We start from the raw sequence: 18,617 nt of genomic DNA, 5'->3' as shown, positions 1-18,617 counted from the left end.
GGCGCTGCCGGCGTTATACTGTGCCGTAAACCGGGAAGGGAATCATACTAAGCCACCATGCAGACCAAGTACAAAGTCGGACTGCTGCGCGGCAACCTGCTGGTCGCGGCGCTGCTGCTGGCGCTGCTGGCCATCGTCACGACGACCCTGACCGAGGCCCTGCTGCTGTGGCTGGCCGCGACCTGGCTGGCCGTCACCGCACTGCTGCTCGCCTTCAACCATCGCCGCCCCGCCACCGTGCCCTGGCAGCTGCTGCCCGGCCTGCTGCTCGCCGCCCTGCTGTGGGTGGATCCCGAGCGGCACGTTACCTGGCTGTGGGCCTGGGCGGTGCTGCTGATGCTTCCCCAGCCCCGCTGGATCCTGCTGCTCGAGGCCCTGCTGGCCCTGGCCACCTGGTGGCCGCTGCGCGAGCTGCTGGGGCTCGAGCAGTGGGCCCTGGCCGGCCTGCTGCTCGCCGCCCTGATGCTGCTGGGGCTCTCACGGGCCCTCGACCTTCGCGCGCTGCGCCAGAGCAGCCTGCGCCGAGCCCGACTGGTCCCCGGCCTGCCGCTCTGGCCCGGCGCCAGGCTGGACCAGGACCTCGCCCTCGAGCGGGGCCGCAGCCGTCGCGAGGAGGTACATGCCGAACTGCTGCTGCTGCACGCCCCGCGACACCGCTGCTGGTCCCTGGCCCACCGGCTCTGCCGCCTGACCCACAGCTTCGAGCCCTGCTACCGCCTCGACCCGCGAACCCTGGCGGTGATCCTGACCAGCCGCAACCGCCGCGAGGCCGGGGAGCGTCGCGAGGCGCTATGGCGCCATCTCGACACGCGAGGCCCGGCGCGGGTGATCGCCCTGCCCGACCTGGCGTCGCTGGAAGACGAGCAACAGGCGCTGGCGCGACAGGTCGCAGGGCTACAAGTCACTGGAGCCGGCGATGCCTGAACGCCGATTCCGCTTCCTGCGGCTGTTCGCGGCCTGGTACGCCAGCGGCGCGCTGCTGCTGCTGGGCATGGCCCTGTGGCTCTACCTGATGGGCGAGTACGAGCGCATCCCCCTCCCCGCCGCCCTCTCCCTGCTGATGCTGGTGGCCACCCTGCTGAGCGTGACGCGCGAGGATCACTCGCGGCTGGCCGCCTATCTGGTGCTGATCTGCGGTTACCTGCTGATCGCCGTGGAGCTGCCCCGACAGTCGGGACTGCCATCGCTCTGGGTGGGGGTGCCGCCGGTCCTCACCCTGCTGCTGCTGCCGCTGGGCCCGGCCATGCTGCTCAACGTGGCGCTGACACCGGTCTGGCTGGCCCTGCTCGGCAATGGCGAGCTCGACCGGAACATGCTGCTGGGCTACCTGACGCTGGTGGTGGTGGCGGCCCTGGTCCCCTGGGAACAGGTCCGCCAGCATGCCCTGCTGCGGGCCACCGACCCTCGCGACCCCGAGTGCCCGGCGGTGGGACGCGAGGCCCTGCACGAACGGCTGGCCAGCGAGGCCGAACGCGCCGCGCTGCTCGGCCAGCCGCTGGCCGTGCTGCTGCTCCACCTGCCCCAGCTGGAGATGGCGGAGGAGCAGTTCGGTGCGCGGGCGCGACAGGCCCTGCTGGACGTCCTCTGCCAGTCCGTCGCCAGCCGCTGTCGCGACCACGACATCCTGGGCCGTGAGGGCCCGGCGGATTTCTGGCTGGTGCTGCCGGACACCACCGAGAGCGGCGCCCTGCTGGTGCAGCAGCGGCTCGGCCAGGCCCTCGAGCAGGCCACCCTGATGGAGACCGGCCCGCTGGAGGCACGGCTGCGCCTCTGCCGGCCTCGCCCGGGAGAGTCCCGGCAACGATTCGAGCAACGCCTGCAGGCCGTCAGCCAGTCCCTGGCCGATGGCTGAGCCGCGGCACCGCGAGCGCACGGCACGGCAACGGAGCACCTCTTGAGCATCGCCGACACCCTCTTCCAGCTGTCGCCCTCCCCGGAGCTGCTGCTGCTGATCATCGCCGTCATCGCCCTGGTGGAATCGCTGGCGCTGGTGGGGCTGCTGGTACCGGGGGTGGTCCTGATGACCGCCGCCACCTCCCTGGCCGGCCACCAGGAGCTGGCCGTGGGTCCGGTGCTCGGCGCGGCCTTCCTCGGCGCGGTGGCCGGCGACGGCCTGAGCTTCCTGCTCGGCTACACCCAGCGCGAGCGGGTGACCTCCCTGTGGCCGCTGTCGCGACATCCCGAATGGCTCGCGCGGGGCGCCCGCTTCTTCCAGCGCCACGGCCCGCTGTCGGTCTTCCTGGGCCGCTTCGTGGGGCCGGTGAGACCGGTGGTGCCGCTGATCGCTGGCATGCTGAGGATGTCGCCCCGCACCTTCACCTGGGCCAACCTGGGTTCGGCACTGCTCTGGGCACCCGCCTACGTGCTGCCGGGCTTCCTGTTGGGGCGCACCTGGCAGCAACTGCTGGACCTGCCCGAGGGCCTCAAGCCCTGGCTGGTCGCCCTGGGCGTGCTGGTGGTCATTCTTGCCGTGGTGTTCTCCTGGTGCCGTCACCTGGTGACCCGCGACGGGCTCGCCTACCGCGGCCTCGCCTGGCTGTCGCGGCGCACGCCCCTGGGCCGGCGCCTCTGGCGGCTGCTCGCCCCACCCCACGAGGAGGAGCCGCCCCTGGCCTCCTGGCTGCTGCTGATCCTCTCCCTGGCGGCCTTCTCGGCCTGGACCCTGGTGGTGATCCACCACCAGGGGCCATTGGCCATGGACCTGCGTCTCGCGGGACTGATGGGGAACCTCGCGCTGCCTGGCCTGGACGCCTTCGGGGAGGTGATGGCCAGGGCCGGCGACCTGCTGGGCGTGCTCGCCCTGACCCTGCCCTGGGCAGCCTGGCTGCTGCGGCGCCGCCACCGGGCGGCCTTCTGGCACATCGGCGGCGGGCTCGCCGGCATCGCGCTGCTCAACACCCTGCTCAAGGCGACCATCGGCCGGGCGCGGCCGGACACGCCCGCCCACCTGGCCGACTCGCTCTCCTACCCCAGCGCCCACACCTCGACCGCGGTGGTGCTGTTCGGCATGGCCGCGGCCTTCGCCAGCCGGGAGCTGCCCTACGGCAGGCGCTTCCTGGCCTACTGGGCCGCCATTGCCGTGATCCTGCCGATGGCCCTGTCACGCCTGCTGGTCGGCGTGCACTGGCTCAGCGACCTGATCGGCGGCGCCCTGCTCGGCCTGGTGGTCTGTGCGCTGGTACAGTTGGCCTGGCAGCGACATCCGCGCCTGCGCCTCGCCCCCTGCCCCTGGCACCTGCTGGGCGTGGCGTCGCTGGTGCTGGTCGCGGCCCGCATCGCCTGGCTGCCGCTGGTCTAGCGCCGAGCGCCGAGCGCCGAGCGCCGAGCGCCGAGCGCCGAGCGCCGAGCGCCGAGCGCCGAGCGCCGAGCAGAATGATGGCATCGGCCGTCATGACCTCAAGGCTGCTTGGCTGCTTATGGCTTCGGGTTACCCCAGGGCCAGCCAGAGCCCCACGCCGACCATCAGGCTCCCGGCGACGCGATTGAGGAGCCGCACATTGCCGCTCTCGCCGAGCAGCCGGCGCAGGGTGCGCCCGCCAGTGGCATAGAGCAGCAGGCAAAGGAATTCGATGGAGAGAATCACCGCGATCAGCGCCAGCAGCTGGCCGACCAGCGGGCGCGAGGCATCCAGGAAGGGCGGCAGCAGGGCCATGAAGAAGGCCCAGCCCTTGGGGTTGGCCACTGCGGTGACCAGCCCCTGCAGGGCCAGCTGGCCCCGGGCGGCAGGCGGCCCCGCCTCCAGGGTCTGAGGGATCGCCATGCGTCCCCGGGAACGCCACATCATCACCCCCAGATAGCCGAGGTAGGTACTGCCCAGCCACTTGAACAGCGCAAAGAGCTCGGGCTGGCGAAGCATCAGGGCCGCCACCCCGGCACCGGCGGCGAAGGCCACCAGGCCCACACCCACCAGCTCGCCGATCATCATCCACAGGGTGCGCCTCACGCCCTGGGTCATGCCCAGCACCATGGCCAGGGTCATGCACATGCCGGGGGTGAGCGAGACCAGCAGGAAGGTCGGCACGAAGACCGTCAGCACCGACAGCGGGATCATGCCTCGCCCCAGCGGGGCATCAGGCGATGCGCGACCCCCAGCTGGTTGAGGATCCGCGCCACGATGAAGTCGACCAGGTCGTCCACCGAGGTCGGCTGGTGGTAGAAGCCCGGCGCCGCGGGCAGGATCACCGCCCCCATGCGGGTCAGGGCGAGCATGTGCTCCAGGTGGATCGCCGAGAACGGGGTCTCGCGGGGTACCAGGACCAGCTTGCGTCGCTCCTTGAGCGCCACGTCGGCAGCGCGCTCGATCAGGTTGTTGCTGGCCCCGGTGGCGACCGCCGAGAGGGTCCCGGTGCTGCAGGGGCAGATCACCATGGCCGAGGGCGCCCCGGACCCGGAGGCGACCGGCGCCATCCAGTCCTCCCGCGCGAAGCAGCGGATCTGGCCGGGCGTCGCCCCGCTGCGCTCGGTGAGGACCTCGGCCAGCCGGGCGGGGCGCGCCGGCAGTTCGCGGTCGGTCTCGGTGGCGATCACCAGGTGGGCGGCCTTGGAGATCATCACCCAGACCTGGTGGTCGGCCGCCACCAGCGCCTCGATCAGCCGCAGGCCATACTGCGCCCCGGAGGCGCCGGTCAGGGCCACCGTGACCGGGTCACGCAGCTCAGTCGGCATGGGCCACCTCCAGCGCCGCCAGCAGCTTCTCGTGGATGCCGCCGAAGCCGCCGTTGGACATCACCACGATGCGATCCAGGGGTCGTGCCTCGGCGACCAGGGCCGCCACCAGGGCATCGAGGTCGTCGAGCAGCCGGGCCGGTACCGGGCTCGCCTCGAGCACCGGCGACAGCGACCAGTCGAGCCCCGGCGGCTGGAACCAGAAGGCGGCATCGGCGGCGGCGACGCTTGCCGCCAGCCGGTCGCGCAGGGTCCCCAGCCGCATGGTGTTGGAGCGCGGCTCGATCACCGCCAGCAGCCGCCCGCGCGGCGTCGCGGCACGCAGCCCCTCCAGGGTGGCGGCGATCGCCGTGGGATGGTGGGCGAAGTCGTCGATCACCTCGATGCCCGCCACCTCGCCGCGCAGTTCCTGTCGACGCCGCGGGGTCGCGAAGCGCGACAGGGCCGCCGCGCCGCGCGGCAGATCGATCCCGCAGGCGCTCGCTGCCGCCAGCGCGGCCAGGGCGTTGCGGGCATTGTGGGCACCGGTCAGCGCCCAGTCGACCACCGCATCCTCGTTCACCTCGGCTTCGCCATCGTGGCGCTCATGGATCACCCGGAAGCGGGAGGCATCCTCGCGCTCGAGCTCAAGCCGCCAGGGGCTTGTCGCCTGGGTGCCGAAGCGCTCCACCGGGGTCCAGGCGCCCATCTCGAGCACCCGGTCCAGGGCCGGCTCGCCATCCGCCACCAGCAGACGGCCCCGCCCGGGGACGGTACGCACCAGGTGATGGAACTGCCGCTCGATGGCGCCCAGGTCGTCGAAGATGTCGGCGTGATCGAACTCCAGGTTGCCCAGGATGGCGATCTCGGGGCGGTAGTGGACGAACTTGGAGCGCTTGTCGAAGAACGCCGTGTCGTACTCGTCGGCCTCCACCACGAAGGGGGCATCGTGGGCGCCGAGGCGCGCCGAGATGCCGAAGTTGCGCGGTACCCCGCCGATCAGGAAGCCCGGCGCCTGGCCGCCGGACTCCAGCAGCCAGGCCAGCAGGCTCGCCGTGGTGGTCTTGCCGTGGGTACCGGCCACGGCGATCACCCGCCGCCCCGGCAGCACCTCCTCGGCCAGCCACTCGGGCCCCGAGACGTAGGGCAGCCCCTGGTCCAGGACCGCCTCGACCTCGGGGTTGCCGCGGGAGAGGGCATTGCCGATCACCACCCGGTCCGGCCGCGGCGAGAGGTTGTCCGCCGAGTACCCCTCGCACAGCGCGATGCCCGCCTCCTCGAGCTGGGTGCTCATGGGCGGGTAGACGTTGGCATCCGAGCCGCTGACGGTGAGGCCCATCTCTCGGGCCAGCAGGGCCAGGCTGCCCATGAAGGTACCGCAGATACCGAGAATATGAAGGTGCATGCGCTCTCCGGGAATCTTTTCGCCGCCAGCCGCGGCGCGACCTGCGCGAGACTAGCATGGCGCCCTCGGCGCGCTCCAGCCGCCACCGTCGCCCGCTGCGCCCAAGGCGACTTGGGCCTGGGGGGCACGCGGGTGCAGCCAATGCCACTTTCGGCTAGACTCACGGGCTTTCGGAACCCTCGACGTGACCAGGAACAGGTAAGCCCCATGGCCCAGCACAATGCCTTCTACGCCCAGTCCGGCGGCGTCACCGCCGTGATCAACGCCAGCGCCTGCGGCGTGATCGAAGCCTGCCGCCGCCATCCGGACCGGATCGGCAAGGTCTTTGCCGGCCACAACGGCATCATCGGCGCCCTCACCGAGGACCTGATCGACGTCAGCCAGGAATCGGACGAGACCATCGCCGCCCTGCGCCACACGCCCGGCGGCGCCTTCGGCTCCTGCCGCTACAAGCTCAAGGACATCGAGTCCCACCGCGCCCAGTACGAGCGGCTGATCGAGGTCTTCAAGGCCCACGACATTCGCTACTTCTTCTACAACGGCGGCGGCGACAGCGCCGATACCTGCCTCAAGGTCTCGCAGCTCTCCGAGAAGCTCGGCTATCCGCTGACGGCCATCCACGTGCCCAAGACCGTGGACAACGACCTGCCGATCACCGACAACTCCCCGGGCTTCGGCAGCGTGGCCAAGTACATCGCCACCTCCACCCTGGAGGCCTCGCTGGACATCGCCTCGATGTGCGCCACCTCCACCAAGGTCTTCGTGCTCGAGGTGATGGGCCGCCACGCCGGCTGGATCGCCGCCGCCGGGGCGCTGGCCGGCCAGGGCGAGGGCGAGCCGCCCCACCTGGTGATCTTCCCCGAGGTGCACTTTGACCGCGCCAGGGTGATGGCCCGGGTGGAGGAGTCGGTCAAGAAGTACGGCTACTGCGTGATCGTGGTCTCCGAGGGCGCGCGCTACGAGGACGGCACCTTCCTCGCCGACTCCGGCAACACCGACGCCTTCGGCCACCGCCAGCTGGGCGGCGTGGCGCCGACCCTGGCCGGCATGGTCAAGCAGGATCTGGGCTACAAGTACCACTGGGCCGTGGCCGACTACCTGCAACGCGCCGCCCGCCACCTGGCCTCGAGGACCGACGTCGAGCAGGCCTACGCGGTGGGTGAGAAGGCCGTGGAGCTGGCCATCGAGGGCAAGAACTCCATGATGCCGGCGATCAAGCGCGTCAGCGAGACCCCCTACGAGTGGCGCATCGAGGCGGCTCCGCTGGCCGAGGTCGCCAACCGCGAGAAGTTCATGCCGCGGGAGTTCATCCGCGAGGATGGCTTCGGCATCACCGAGGCCTGTCGCCGGTACCTGTCGCCGCTGATCCAGGGCGAGGATTTCCCGCCCTTCGAGAACGGCCTGCCGAAGGTGGCGCACCTCAAGCTGGCCCGGGTCGAGCGCAAGCTGCCGGAATTCAAGATCTAAGCAGCCAAGCAGCCAAGCAGCCAAGCAGCCAAGCAGCCAAGCAGCCAAGCAGCCAATGATGAAAGATCGGCGCTAGCAGCGTTGCCAACGAGTCCCCGCACGGTATCAACTCCGGCGGGGGCTTTTTTGTTCTCGGCACGATCTCGCGACTTACCGCCTTCACCAGACTGCTCGGCGCTCGGTGCTTGTAGCTTGAAGCTGCCCGAAGGGCGTTATCGCAACAACCAGGAGAGCACCAGCAGCAACAGCAGGATGCCCGCCACCCCCTGCCAGAAGCGGTTTGGCTCCCCCGACCTGCGAGACCCGCCCTCTCCCGCGTCACGGGCCGGGTCCCGCGGCGGGCGCAGCGCACGACGGAACTCCGACATGCGCCGGAAGCGCAGCGCACGCTGGGGATCCAGGGCCCGGCGCAGGGCATCGTCCAGGGCCACGGGCACCTCCGGGTTGAGGGTGCGGGCGCTGCGATAGGCCAGCTGCTCCAGGTCGGTATGGCTGCGCAGCCGGTTCGGCGCGAGTGCATAGGGCAGCTCGCCGGTGAGCAGCCAGTAGATGGTCGAGGCCAGGGAGTACTGGTCGCTGCGCCGGCCGACATCATCCTCCAGCGCATACTCCGGCGCGCTGTGCTCGGTCAGCCCGAGCTGGCGAACCAGATCGCGGGAGCGGCGGTGGCCGTCCACGTCACGCAGGTGGCAGGCGCTGAAATCGGCCAGCACCACCTGACCATGCATATCGATCAGCACATTGTCGGGGTGGATCCGCTGGTGCAGCAGGTCGCGGTGGTGCAGCGCCTGCACCGCCTTGCCCAACTGGTTGGCAATGTCGAGGCGCTGCTCGAGGCTGGCCTGCGGGTGGCGCCTGGCCCATTCTGCCAGGGTCTCGCCCTTGACGTGGGCCATCAGGTAGTAGAGGAAGCGCCGCGGCCGCGAGGGCTCCATGATGCGCACCACGAAGGGCGACTTGACGCGCTCCACCACCCACTGCTGCAGCAGGAAGTGCTCGAGATAGGCATTGCGGCTGGAAAGCTCGGGACTCGGCGCCTTCATCACCATCTCGCGCCCGCTGTGCAGGTCGCGCACGTGATAGACCCGCGACTGGGCCGTGCGCGAGAGCGCCGACAGCACCTCGAGACCGTCGAGGCGATCACCGGGCGAGAGCTCCGGGGGGATCGGCAGGTCGCCGTAGACCCGGCCGGGCTTGTCCTCCGAGGCCTCATCGGGCAGGGCGTCGATGCGTACCAGCTGGAAGCAGAACTGGTCGCCGCCATACCCCCGCTCCTGGGCCCGCTCACGCGCCGCCACGCCCAGGCGCTCGCAGGCGGCATCCAGGTCACTGGCATCCTCGCGGATCAGCCGCACATAGTCCGAGGGCATCAGGGTGCCCTGTACGGCCTGGGTGGTGAAGAGGAAGATGTCCCCCTGCTTGAGCGGCATGCTGGCGTAATCGATCTCCAGGCCGCTGTCCATGCCCATGGCCCGGGAGGGATAGCGGTAGCCGCCCAGATCGGTGATATGATCCCGGGAGAGCTGCTCGAACTCGGCGCCGCGCAGGCGGAACACCAGGGTGTCCCCCATATGGAAGAGGTGTGCCTCGCGTCCCCGGTAGACCATGGCGGAGAGCGAGGACACATAGCTGCCGTCCGACATCTGGCGGTTCTGGCTGAAGCACCAGGCGTTCAAGGCCCGCAGCACGCGGGTCGCCGAGGTCTTGACGTCCCAGTGGTCGGGGGTGGAGAAGTAGTCGGCCAGGAAGCCCTTGACGCTGAGATCCCCCGCCTGCTTGGCCAGGTTGTTGCGCAGGGTGGAGTCACTGATCAGGGCGCAGGCGCCCTTCGCCGCGAGCAAGGGGGGCTCGGGGAAGCGCACCGACATCGAGCTGCGATGCCGCCGCCGATCAGGCGCGACGAACGCCTGTCCGTAGCTCAGTGACAGTTGCACGGGTGTCAAGGCAGTCTCCTCGGAGTCGACGCGATGCACCGGCCGGTGGCCGGCGCCTTCCATCGGAGACCCATGATACACCCTGCCCCGCCGGCTCGCCCATCGACCAAAGGCAAGGCCTCCAACCTAAGGCCCATTGGTAATCCCCGCCTCGGCTTCGTATAATTCGGCGGATTTTGCGCCTGCCCGATTCGCCAAGCCTCATTATTGCCAACCCAAGGAAGCGACGATGAACTTCGACAACATCCCCGCCGGCAAGGATCTCCCCAACGACGTCTACGTGGCGATCGAGATCCCGGCCAACCACGCGCCGATCAAGTACGAGATCGACAAGGACATGGGGGCACTGCTGGTCGACCGTTTCATGGCCACCCCGATGTTCTACCCGGCCAACTACGGCTTCATCCCCCACACCCTGGCCGACGACGGCGATGCCCTGGATGCCCTGGTGGTGACCCCCTACCCGGTCCAGCCCGGCGCCGTGATCCGTGCCCGCCCGGTGGGCATCCTCAACATGACCGACGAGGCCGGCGAGGACGCCAAGCTGGTGTGTGTCCCGCATCCCAAGCTCTCCAGCCTCTATGACGACGTCCATGAGGTCACCGACCTGCCCGAGCTGCTGCGCCAGCAGATCGCCCACTTCTTCGAGAACTACAAGGACCTCGAGAAGGGCAAGTGGGTCAAGGTGGAGTCCTGGGAAGGCTCCGAGGCGGCCTGCAAGGCCATCGAGAAGGCCGTGGCCGCCCACGAGAAGGCCTGAGCCCAGGCCAACCGACCTCGGCCGACCGCCTGAACGACAACGGGCCGCCCCTCTGGGCGGCCCGTTGTCGTTTCAGGGATAGCGGCTGTCCTCAGTTCGCCGGCTGCTCGCCCTCGGCGATGGCACCTTCGTCTGCGGTGGCCTCGTCGCTGCCATCCTCTGCGGCGTCGGGGGGCATCTGCTCACTCTTGGTCGCATCGCCGTCGGTCGCGGCGGCATCGTCGGCCGAGGCGTCCTCGCTGCCCGCCTCGGCGGGCGGCGGCTCGCTTTCGGAAGAGGCCGTGCCGCCCTCGCCGGAATCGTCGGCCTGCTGTGGGACGGCCGGTTCATCGGCGGCTTCCTCCCCAGCCGGCTCCGCCCCTTCGGCGGGTGCCGCGTCCTCGGATGCCTCGGCAGCGTCCGCGTCAGCGGCACCCTCGTCGGCGACGCCCTCCTCGGCGGGGGCGGCGGGCATCTGGGCCTCGCCCTGGTCAGCCGGCGCCTCTTCGGCGGCATCCTCGCTGCGCTCCACCTCCACCACCGGCGGCTCACTGGCCGTAGGGGTCGGGGCAGGCGTCACCTCGTCCAGGCCCTCGCTGACCTGCCTCGCCAGGTCCCGGGCACGCACCATGTGGTTGGCCAGCACCAGCGAGTGGTTGGCGAAGATGCCGAAGCCCGAACCGTTGAGGACCAGCGGGCTCCACAGCCGGCGCTGGCTGCGCTGGAGCTCGGCCACCAGCTGTTCCCAGCGCTCGGTGACCCCGGCCGAGGCCAGCACGTCGGCCTGGTCGCGCTGTACCGCCTCGAGCAGGTGCATCAGCGCCCAGGCCTGGCCGCGCGCCTCGAAGAAGACCTCGTCGACCCGATACCAGGGCGTCCGGGTCGGCAGGGCCTCGGCATCGATATCCAGGTCGCGCAGCTCATCGCGGCTGCCGATGCTCGCCGAGAGCCGCAAACCCAGGTCGTCCAGCGACCCGGTGATCGCCTCGAGCCAGGCCGCGAGGCCCTCCCCCTGGTCACCGAAGCCGGCGTCACCGCCCTCCCCGAGCGCAGCGAGGTAGTCGCCCAGCTCCTCCAGGGCCTGCTCCAGGCGCTTCTCGGTGGAGGGGTAGAGCCAGTCGCGGCTGTCCCCCATCAGGCGCTCCTGCACGCCTTCCAGCACCGGGGCAGAAGACTGCTCCATGGCCGGCAAGGACCTGGCGAGCCGGCGGGCCTGGTCGAGCACGCCCAACTCCCAGGCCGGCATGTTGTCGAGCCACAGCCCGGGCGGGGCGATGTCGTTGCGCAGGTAACCCCCCGGTTTCTCGAGCAGGGTCTCGACCAGGGTCATCAGGCCGGCGGTGGTCACGGCACCTCGGGCCGCCGGGCTGCCCGACGCCGCGCCACGCTGCTCGGCGACGGCCTGCTCCACGTCGAAGCCTGCCGGGGTCCGGCTCCACCAGATCCCCAGCCCCAGGCACACCACCAGATAGATGACCAGCAGTACCAGCAACGGCTTCCAGATCCAGCCATACTCCGGGCGCTCGAGCACCTCGGTCCGGCTGCGGCGCCTGGCGGCACCCTTATGCGACAACGCCATGGTCAGGTTCCCTTTGAAGATGAAAGCGTGCGGCGACGCGACAATACGGCGCAGCCTCCCAGGCGGGATGCCATCAACAGCCCCCTGCTACTGCGATATCCTAGCAGGACCTTGGCCTCGACGCCGATGGACGGAACCCGGCTTAGAGAAACGGGGTCCAATTCACGCCGTGCCACCCACCAAGTTCACCGCAATCAAGGAAGTGCCGTGCCGACCGCCCTGCGACTCACCCTGCTGATCACGCTGCTGCTGCCCCTGGGGGCCCAGGCCCAGTGGTTCTCCCAGGATGACGACGAGGCCTTTCTGCCGGTGCTGGAGGCCTTCCAGCCCAGCGCCTGGCACGATGGCGAGACCCTCCATGTGGGCTTCGAGAACGCCGAAGGCTACTACCTCTATCGCCACCAGTTTGCCGTCGAGACCGAGGTGGAGGGTCTCGATCTGGGGGACCCCGCGCTCCCCCCGGGGCTGGCCAAGAGCGACGAGTTCCTGGGCGACGTCAATGTCTTCTATGACAGCGTGGTCTTCGAGGTGCCCGTCGCGCCGGGCCACCAGGGCCCACTGGACATCACCCTGACCTTCCAGGGCTGCGCCGATGCCGGGCTCTGCTACCCGCCGGAACGGGTGGAGTTGACCGCCCCCGAGGGCGAGGCGCCGGCCACCTTCGCCGGCTGGACACCGAGCGATGATACGGGCACATCCGGTGGCGAGACGCCTGCCGCCAGCGAGGCGTCCGGCCGCGACGTCGCCGCGACCGGCGGCGGGGCCCCAGGCGCTGCCCCCCAGAGCGAGGATGGCCGCTTCCGCACCCTGATGGCCGAAGCCAGCCTGCCGCTGGTCCTCGGGCTCTTCTTCCTTGCCGGCCTGGGACTGACCTTTACCCCCTGCGTGCTGCCCATGGTGCCGATCCTCTCCTCGATCATCGTCGGCCAGCACCCGACCCGCCCCCGGGCCTTCGCCCTCTCGGCCAGCTACGTGGCCGGGATGGCGCTGACCTACGCCGCCGTGGGGGTGCTGATGGGCCTGTTCGGGGCGGGCCTCAACCTCCAGGCCCGCCTGCAGTCGGCCCCGGTGCTGATCACCTTCGCCGTTCTCTTCACCGTCTTCGCCCTGGCGATGTTCGGCGCCTTCGACCTGCGCTTCTCGTCCAGGCTGGCCGGCCGCATCGACGGCTGGCAGGCCCGCGCACAGCGCAGCGGCCCCGCCGGCCTGGCCCTGGCCGGGGCACTGTCGGTGCTGGTGGTCTCGCCCTGCGTCTCGGCGCCGCTGGCCGGCGCCCTGGTGTTCATCTCCACCACCGGCGATGCGCTGATGGGCGGGGCCGCGCTGTTCGCGCTGGCCCTGGGCATGGGCGTGCCGCTGCTGCTGGTGGGCACCTTCGGCACTACACTGCTGCCCCGCTCCGGCGCCTGGATGAATGGCGTCAAGGCCGCCTTCGGCATCCTGCTGCTGGGGGTCGCCATCTGGCTGGTGGAGCGGCTGCTGCCGGGCAGCATCGCCCTGCTGCTGTGGGCCGGACTGGCCATCGGCAGCGCCCTGGCCCTGGGGGCACTGACCGTCAACCAGGCCCAGGGCTGGCCGCGGGTCCGGCAGGCGGCGGGGCTGATGCTGCTGGCCTGGGGCATCGCCCTGGTAATCGGCGCCTCCCGCGGCGGGGAGGACCCGCTGCGCCCCCTGGCACCCGCCAACCCGGTGGCCGGCATCGGGGCCGGTGAGGCGGCCGACGTCGCCCGGGACGTCACCACCGTGGAGGACCTCGAGGCCCTGCAGGCCTCGCTGGCCGAGAGCGAGGAGCCGGCCTTCGTCAACTTCACCGCCGAGTGGTGTATCTCCTGCAAGGTGATGGAACGCGATGTCTACCCGGCACCCGAGGTGGCGGGCCAGTTGGCCAACTTCCGGCGCATCAACGTCGACGTCACCGACAGTGGCACCACCAGCCGCGAGGTGCTGGATCACTTCCAGCTGTTCGGCCCGCCCAGCCTGCTGTTCTTCGACGGCGGCAAGGAGCTGCGCGATGCCCGCGTTCAGGGCGAGGTGAATGCCCCCCAGCTGGCCAGCCACCTGGAGGGGGTGCTGGACTGGCTGGAGAGCCGGCAAGGCTGAACCCGCGACACACCCTGAGCGCCGCTCGAACAGTGTTCCTGCACGGCTGGACATCCTTGTCGATTTTCGGCAGACTCCGGCCTCATTGCTCTTTCATGGTCAATAGATGCATCAAGACACGTTATCTTGCCGCGATCTATTGCAAGTTGGCCGGGGTTGACAGCACCCCGGATCACCCCCAACCCCACCGGTCGAGACAACGTCATGGATATCCGCAAGGTCAAGAAGCTGATCGAGCTGCTCGAAGAGTCCAACATCAGCGAGATCGAGATCCAGGAAGGGGAGGAATCGGTCCGCATCAGCCGCCACCCCAACGGCACCAACTGGCAGGCGCCCATGCCGCAGCCCTATGAGGCACCGGCTGCAGCGACCCAGCAGGCGCCGGCACCGTCTGCCGAGCCCGCCGCCGATGCCGCGCCCGCCTACCAGGGACATACCGTCAACTCGCCGATGGTCGGCACCTTCTACCGTTCGCCGGCACCCGGCTCCAAGGCCTTCGTCGAGATCGGCTCGAGCGTCAAGAAGGGTGAGACCATCTGTATCGTCGAGGCGATGAAGATGATGAACCAGATCGAGGCCGACCGAGACGGCGTGATCGAGGCCTTCCTGGTCGAGGATGGCGAGCCGGTCGAGTTCGACCAGCCGATGCTCGTCATCGCCTGACGCCCCCGTCCTCATCATTCACCAACTGGCGGATTCCTAATGCTGGACAAGGTCCTCATCGCCAATCGCGGCGAGATTGCCCTGCGCATCCTGCGCGCCTGCAAGGAGCTGGGCATCAAGACGGTGGCGGTCCACTCGACGGCCGACCGCGAGCTCATGCACGTGCGCCTGGCAGACGAGGCCGTATGCATCGGGCCGGCGTCCTCGGCCAACTCCTACCTGAACATCCCGTCGCTGATCAGTGCCGCGGAAGTCACCGACTCCAGTGCCATCCACCCCGGCTACGGCTTCCTCTCCGAGAATGCCAACTTCGCCGAGCAGGTCGAACGCTCCGGCTTCATCTTCATTGGTCCCCGTGCCGAGACCATTCGCCTGATGGGCGACAAGGTCAGCGCCATCGAGTCGATGAAGAAGGCCGGCGTGCCGACGGTACCCGGCTCCGACGGCCCCCTGGGTGACGACGAGGGCGAGATCCTCGCCGTGGCCAAGCGCATCGGCTACCCGGTGATCATCAAGGCCGCCGCCGGCGGCGGCGGTCGCGGCATGCGCGTGGTGCACACCGAGGCGCACCTGCTCTCGGCGGTCAACGTCACCCGCACCGAGGCCTACTCCTCGTTCGGCGACGGCACCGTCTACATGGAGAAGTTCCTCGAGAACCCGCGCCACGTGGAGGTGCAAGTGCTGGCCGATGGCCAGGGCAATGCCATCCACCTCTATGACCGCGACTGCTCGCTGCAGCGCCGCCACCAGAAAGTGATCGAGGAGGCTCCCGCCCCGGGCATCGACGAGACCGCCCGCGCCGAGGTCCTCGAGGCCTGCCGTGAGGCGTGCATCACCATCGGCTACCGGGGCGCCGGCACCTTCGAGTTCCTCTACGAGGACGGCCAGTTCTTCTTCATCGAGATGAACACCCGGGTCCAGGTGGAGCACCCCGTCACCGAGATGGTCACCGGCGTGGACATCGTCCGCGAGCAACTGCGCATCGCCTCGGGTCTGCCGCTGTCGGTCCGACAGGAGGACGTCAAGCTCGCCGGCCACGCCTTCGAATGCCGCATCAACGCCGAGGATGCCCGGACCTTCATGCCCTCCCCCGGCAAGGTGACCCTCTACCACCCGCCCGGCGGGCTCGGCGTGCGCATGGACTCCCATGTCTACACGGGCTACACCGTGCCACCCCACTACGACTCGCTGATCGGCAAGCTGATCACCTGGGGCGTGGACCGGGAGACGGCGCTGATCCGCATGCGCAACGCCCTGGACGAGCTGCTGGTGGAAGGCATCAAGACCAACACCGACCTGCACAAGGACCTGGTGCGCGACGGCTACTTCCAGCAGGGCGGCGTCAATATCCACTACCTGGAGAAGAAGCTGGGGCTGTAACTCTCCCGCTTCATACCCAAGTGATTCAGCCCCGTGCGCGGAAGTGCTCGGGGCTGATCCGTCGACAGGCCTTCGAGGGGGCGCTGTGAACCCGTCCTTGGGCGCTACCGATGCCATCCCTGGCATAGGACCCCCTCTTCGGCCTGTCCCCGGCGCCCCTCGCTGCCAGCCCAAGCGACGACATCAGCCCGGCACTGGTTTCAACTCTCCTAGCGACCACGGAACGTCCCATGCCCTGGATGCAACTCAAGGCCCGCATCGCCCCCGAGCACGCCGAACTCCTCGAGGAACTGCTGCTCGCCGAGGGCGCCACCGCCATCACCCTGCAGGACGCCTTCGACGACCCGGTCTTCGAGCCGGAGCGGGGCACCACCCCGCTGTGGGACGAGACGGTGCTCACCGGCCTCTACGACGACCTGGAGGGCATTGATGCGATGCTCGACCGGGTCCGCCAGGCCTGGGCTGCCGAGTTTCCCGAGGAGCCCTGCCCCGAGGTCGAGGTCGAGCTGCTGGCCGACCGTGACTGGGAACGCGAGTGGATGGACGACTTCCACCCACTGCGGATGGGCGAGAAGCTGTGGATCGTGCCCAGCTGGCACGCCCCGCCGGAGCCTGACGCCGTCAACCTCCACCTGGACCCGGGGCTGGCCTTCGGCACCGGCACCCACCCCACCACGGCCCTCTGCCTGGCCTGGCTCGACGGCCTGTCGGTGGCCGGCGAGCTGCAGGGCCTGGCGGTGCTCGACGTGGGCTGCGGCTCGGGCATCCTGGCCATCGCCGCCCTCAAGCTCGGGGCCCGGCGGGCCACCGGCACCGATATCGACCCCCAGGCGCTGCAGGCCAGCCGCGACAATGCCGAGCGCAACGGCGTGGCTGAGGCCGACTTCCGGCTCTGCTATCCCGAGCAGCTCGAGCCGGGCGACTTCCCGCTGGTGGTCGCCAATATCCTCGCCGGGCCCCTGGTGGAGCTCGCCGAGGAGATCGCCGGCCGCGTGGCACCGGGGGGCCGCCTGGCCCTCTCGGGCATCCTCGAGGGCCAGGCCGAGGCGGTCCTCGAGGCCTACCGCGGACAGGGCCTGGTCATGGACGAGCCGGAGGTCCGCGAGGGCTGGGTGCGACTTTCCGGGCGGCGATCCGCAGGGCGCCGCCCCTGACAGGCATTCGCCTTGAGTAGCGGTTCACCAACGCCGACCGGGGGCGTATGATATGCAGCCCCTGACGCCAGCGACCCCGACCATGTCCGACTCTCGCCCCCTGCCCCGCATCGGCCGCCACCAGCTCCCCAACCGGGTGGTCCTGGCGCCCATGGCCGGGGTCACCGACCGCCCCTTCCGGACGCTCTGTCGCCGCCTCGGGGCCGGCCTGGTGGTGGGCGAGATGGTCACCTCGGACCCCGGCCTCTGGCATACTCGCAAGTCCCGGCTGCGCATGGACCACCGCGGAGAGCCGGGCCCGCGCAGCGTGCAGATCGCCGGTGGCGACGCACAGATGCTCGCCGAGGCGGCGCGCCTCAATGCCGAGATGGGCGCCGAGATCATCGACATCAACATGGGCTGCCCGGCCAAGAAGGTCTGCAACAAGGCGGCGGGCTCCGCCCTGCTGCGCGACGAGACCCTGGTGGCCGAGATCCTCGCGGCGGTGGTCGACGCGGTGGACGTGCCGGTGACGCTGAAGATCCGCACCGGCTGGTGCGCCGACAGCAACAACGGCGTGCGGGTCGCCCGCATCGCCGAGGAAGCCGGCATCCAGGCCCTGGCCGTGCATGGCCGCCATCGCCAGCAGCGCTACGGCGGCGAGGCGGAGTACGACACCATCGCCGCCATCAAGGCCGCCGTGGGCATCCCGGTATTCGCCAACGGCGATATCGATTCTCCCGCCAAGGCCGCCCGCGTCCTCGACTATACTGGTGCGGATGCGGTGATGGTTGGCCGCGCCGCCCAGGGCAACCCCTGGATCTTCCGCGAGATCGACCACTACCTGCGCCATGGCCAGCGGCTTGCCGCACCGGGGGATGGGGAGCGCGCCGAGGTCCTTCGCGACCATCTGGCGGCGCTGCATGGCTTCTACGGCGAGCATCTGGGGGTGCGCATCGCACGCAAGCATCTCGGCTGGTACCTGGCCGGAGATGGACGTTTCGACTACGCCGGGCGACGTGCCCTGCGGGCCACCTTCAATGGCCTGGAGAGTCGCCATGCCCAGCGCCGCTTCATCGATGAACTCTTTCGTCACGACCCCGCCGCGACCCCGGGTCGCATTGCCCGGGCCGTGGCACCGGATGGAATCTGTGCCGCATGACCAGCAGCCAATCCTTTGACCAGAATGCCGCGCTGCCCGAGCTGGATGCCCGGGCCTCCCGTGACCTCGCCATGCTGAGCGAGGGCGCGCGACCGGGCCCGTCGGACGACCGGCCCCTGCGCGAGGCAGTGGAGGCCTCGCTGGCCCGCTACTTCGACCATCTCGACGGCAGCAGCGTCAGCGACCTCTACGCCATGGTGATGGCCGAGGTCGAGGCCCCGTTGCTCTCCTCGGTCCTCGACCATACCCAGGGCAACCAGACCCGCGCCGCCGAGATGCTCGGCCTCAACCGCGGCACCCTGCGCAAGAAGCTCAAGCACTATGGCCTGATCTGACCGCTCCCCCGAGGGAGTCCGTGGCACTCCCTTCGCTTTCCCGCCGCTACCTTCACCACCACCGACAGAAGAGTGA

16 protein-coding genes are annotated in these 18,617 nt (G+C 69.8%); 11 read left to right on the top strand and 5 right to left on the bottom strand.

The annotated features are described in order from the left end of the window. Positions 1–57: 57 nt before the first annotated feature. From SCI24_RS00555 to SCI24_RS00545, 3 genes are read left to right on the top strand one after another with little or no spacing between them, the layout of a single operon-like run. A complete protein-coding gene (locus tag SCI24_RS00555) occupies positions 58–924 on the top strand; it encodes a hypothetical protein (protein WP_318723424.1) in 867 nt (288 codons plus the stop codon). After that, complete coding sequence (locus SCI24_RS00550) at positions 917–1,852, top strand: diguanylate cyclase domain-containing protein (protein WP_318723423.1); 936 nt, start codon at positions 917–919, stop codon at positions 1,850–1,852. Before SCI24_RS00555 ends, SCI24_RS00550 begins: the two co-directional genes overlap by 8 nt. 42 nt (positions 1,853–1,894) lie before the next feature. Further along, positions 1,895–3,298: a bifunctional DedA family/phosphatase PAP2 family protein gene (locus SCI24_RS00545; RefSeq protein ID WP_318723422.1), complete on the top strand. Its 1,404-nt coding sequence runs from the start codon at positions 1,895–1,897 to the stop codon at positions 3,296–3,298. A 129-nt stretch (positions 3,299–3,427) separates the two neighbouring features. On the opposite strand, the gene SCI24_RS00540 is transcribed toward SCI24_RS00545, so the two are convergent. Genes SCI24_RS00540 through mpl form a run of 3 tightly spaced genes read right to left on the bottom strand, consistent with a single transcriptional unit; the run spans position 3,428 to position 6,049 of the window. Then, complete coding sequence (locus SCI24_RS00540) at positions 3,428–4,051, bottom strand: LysE family translocator (RefSeq protein WP_318723421.1); 624 nt, start codon at positions 4,049–4,051, stop codon at positions 3,428–3,430. Next, positions 4,048–4,665 (bottom strand): flavin prenyltransferase UbiX, encoded by a 618-nt coding sequence (locus SCI24_RS00535; RefSeq protein ID WP_318723420.1) that lies wholly within the window; start codon positions 4,663–4,665, stop codon positions 4,048–4,050. The genes SCI24_RS00540 and SCI24_RS00535 overlap by 4 nt, the downstream gene beginning before the upstream one ends. After that, complete coding sequence (gene mpl / locus SCI24_RS00530) at positions 4,655–6,049, bottom strand: UDP-N-acetylmuramate:L-alanyl-gamma-D-glutamyl-meso-diaminopimelate ligase (RefSeq protein WP_318723419.1); 1,395 nt, start codon at positions 6,047–6,049, stop codon at positions 4,655–4,657. Before mpl ends, SCI24_RS00535 begins: the two co-directional genes overlap by 11 nt. A 207-nt stretch (positions 6,050–6,256) precedes the next feature. Between mpl and SCI24_RS00525 the strand changes: the two genes are divergently transcribed. Continuing rightward, on the top strand, positions 6,257–7,516 hold the full coding sequence (locus tag SCI24_RS00525) for a 6-phosphofructokinase (protein ID WP_318723418.1): 1,260 nt from the start codon (positions 6,257–6,259) through the stop codon (positions 7,514–7,516). A gap of 212 nt (positions 7,517–7,728) precedes the next feature. On the opposite strand, the gene SCI24_RS00520 is transcribed toward SCI24_RS00525, so the two are convergent. Further along, a complete protein-coding gene (locus SCI24_RS00520) occupies positions 7,729–9,384 on the bottom strand; it encodes a protein kinase domain-containing protein (protein WP_412928711.1) in 1,656 nt (551 codons plus the stop codon). Between the two features lie 295 nt (positions 9,385–9,679). On the opposite strand from SCI24_RS00520, the gene ppa reads away from it, so the two are divergent. Further along, positions 9,680–10,210, top strand: a complete 531-nt coding sequence (gene ppa / locus SCI24_RS00515) for an inorganic diphosphatase (protein WP_106230354.1) — start codon at positions 9,680–9,682, stop codon at positions 10,208–10,210. A 91-nt stretch (positions 10,211–10,301) separates the two neighbouring features. Here the strand turns inward: ppa and SCI24_RS00510 are convergent, their stop codons facing one another. Continuing rightward, the gene (locus tag SCI24_RS00510) at positions 10,302–11,768 is read right to left on the bottom strand and encodes a DUF2333 family protein (RefSeq protein ID WP_318723416.1); all 1,467 of its coding nucleotides are present in this window, start codon (positions 11,766–11,768) and stop codon (positions 10,302–10,304) included. Between the two features lie 207 nt (positions 11,769–11,975). Here SCI24_RS00510 and dsbD point away from each other — a divergent pair, with 207 nt between their 5' ends. The 6 genes from dsbD to fis all read left to right on the top strand — a co-directional run bounded on the left by dsbD (position 11,976) and on the right by fis (position 18,541). Continuing rightward, positions 11,976–13,868, top strand: coding sequence for a protein-disulfide reductase DsbD (gene dsbD, locus SCI24_RS00505; RefSeq protein ID WP_318723415.1), 1,893 nt, complete (start codon positions 11,976–11,978; stop codon positions 13,866–13,868). Between the two features lie 204 nt (positions 13,869–14,072). Continuing rightward, positions 14,073–14,531 carry an acetyl-CoA carboxylase biotin carboxyl carrier protein gene (gene accB / locus SCI24_RS00500; RefSeq protein WP_318723414.1) on the top strand — a complete coding sequence of 153 codons (459 nt, stop codon included), beginning with the start codon at positions 14,073–14,075 and terminating at the stop codon, positions 14,529–14,531. A 39-nt stretch (positions 14,532–14,570) separates the two neighbouring features. Further along, positions 14,571–15,911, top strand: coding sequence for an acetyl-CoA carboxylase biotin carboxylase subunit (gene accC / locus SCI24_RS00495; protein WP_318723413.1), 1,341 nt, complete (start codon positions 14,571–14,573; stop codon positions 15,909–15,911). Between the two features lie 230 nt (positions 15,912–16,141). Continuing rightward, on the top strand, positions 16,142–17,065 hold the full coding sequence (gene prmA, locus SCI24_RS00490; protein WP_318723412.1) for a 50S ribosomal protein L11 methyltransferase: 924 nt from the start codon (positions 16,142–16,144) through the stop codon (positions 17,063–17,065). An 82-nt stretch (positions 17,066–17,147) separates the two neighbouring features. Then, positions 17,148–18,206 (top strand): tRNA dihydrouridine synthase DusB, encoded by a 1,059-nt coding sequence (dusB, locus tag SCI24_RS00485; RefSeq protein WP_318723411.1) that lies wholly within the window; start codon positions 17,148–17,150, stop codon positions 18,204–18,206. Continuing rightward, complete coding sequence (gene fis, locus SCI24_RS00480; RefSeq protein WP_318723410.1) at positions 18,203–18,541, top strand: DNA-binding transcriptional regulator Fis; 339 nt, start codon at positions 18,203–18,205, stop codon at positions 18,539–18,541. Before dusB ends, fis begins: the two co-directional genes overlap by 4 nt. Positions 18,542–18,617 lie beyond the last annotated feature (76 nt).

The sequence above is a fragment of the Halomonas sp. genome, from assembly GCF_033549285.1.
Lineage (GTDB): Bacteria > Pseudomonadota > Gammaproteobacteria > Pseudomonadales > Halomonadaceae > Halomonas.
Note: the sequence above shows the minus strand (reverse complement) of the source record. Positions and strands in the feature narration are given on the sequence as shown.

What these genes read in the sequence shown, in the direction of transcription:
- SCI24_RS00550 (WP_318723423.1), top strand. Translation starts at nt 917, where the DNA reads ATGCCTGAACGCCGATTCCGCTTCCTGCGGCTGTTCGCGGCCTGGTAC.
- ppa (WP_106230354.1), top strand. Translation starts at nt 9,680, where the DNA reads ATGAACTTCGACAACATCCCCGCCGGCAAGGATCTCCCCAACGACGTC.
- dusB (WP_318723411.1), top strand. Translation starts at nt 17,148, where the DNA reads ATGTCCGACTCTCGCCCCCTGCCCCGCATCGGCCGCCACCAGCTCCCC.
- accB (WP_318723414.1), top strand. Translation starts at nt 14,073, where the DNA reads ATGGATATCCGCAAGGTCAAGAAGCTGATCGAGCTGCTCGAAGAGTCC.
- prmA (WP_318723412.1), top strand. Translation starts at nt 16,142, where the DNA reads ATGCCCTGGATGCAACTCAAGGCCCGCATCGCCCCCGAGCACGCCGAA.
- SCI24_RS00535 (WP_318723420.1), bottom strand. Translation starts at nt 4,665, where the DNA reads ATGCCGACTGAGCTGCGTGACCCGGTCACGGTGGCCCTGACCGGCGCC.
- accC (WP_318723413.1), top strand. Translation starts at nt 14,571, where the DNA reads ATGCTGGACAAGGTCCTCATCGCCAATCGCGGCGAGATTGCCCTGCGC.
- SCI24_RS00555 (WP_318723424.1), top strand. Translation starts at nt 58, where the DNA reads ATGCAGACCAAGTACAAAGTCGGACTGCTGCGCGGCAACCTGCTGGTC.
- fis (WP_318723410.1), top strand. Translation starts at nt 18,203, where the DNA reads ATGACCAGCAGCCAATCCTTTGACCAGAATGCCGCGCTGCCCGAGCTG.
- SCI24_RS00520 (WP_412928711.1), bottom strand. Translation starts at nt 9,384, where the DNA reads ATGTCGGTGCGCTTCCCCGAGCCCCCCTTGCTCGCGGCGAAGGGCGCC.
- SCI24_RS00540 (WP_318723421.1), bottom strand. Translation starts at nt 4,051, where the DNA reads ATGATCCCGCTGTCGGTGCTGACGGTCTTCGTGCCGACCTTCCTGCTG.
- SCI24_RS00525 (WP_318723418.1), top strand. Translation starts at nt 6,257, where the DNA reads ATGGCCCAGCACAATGCCTTCTACGCCCAGTCCGGCGGCGTCACCGCC.
- SCI24_RS00510 (WP_318723416.1), bottom strand. Translation starts at nt 11,768, where the DNA reads ATGGCGTTGTCGCATAAGGGTGCCGCCAGGCGCCGCAGCCGGACCGAG.
- mpl (WP_318723419.1), bottom strand. Translation starts at nt 6,049, where the DNA reads ATGCACCTTCATATTCTCGGTATCTGCGGTACCTTCATGGGCAGCCTG.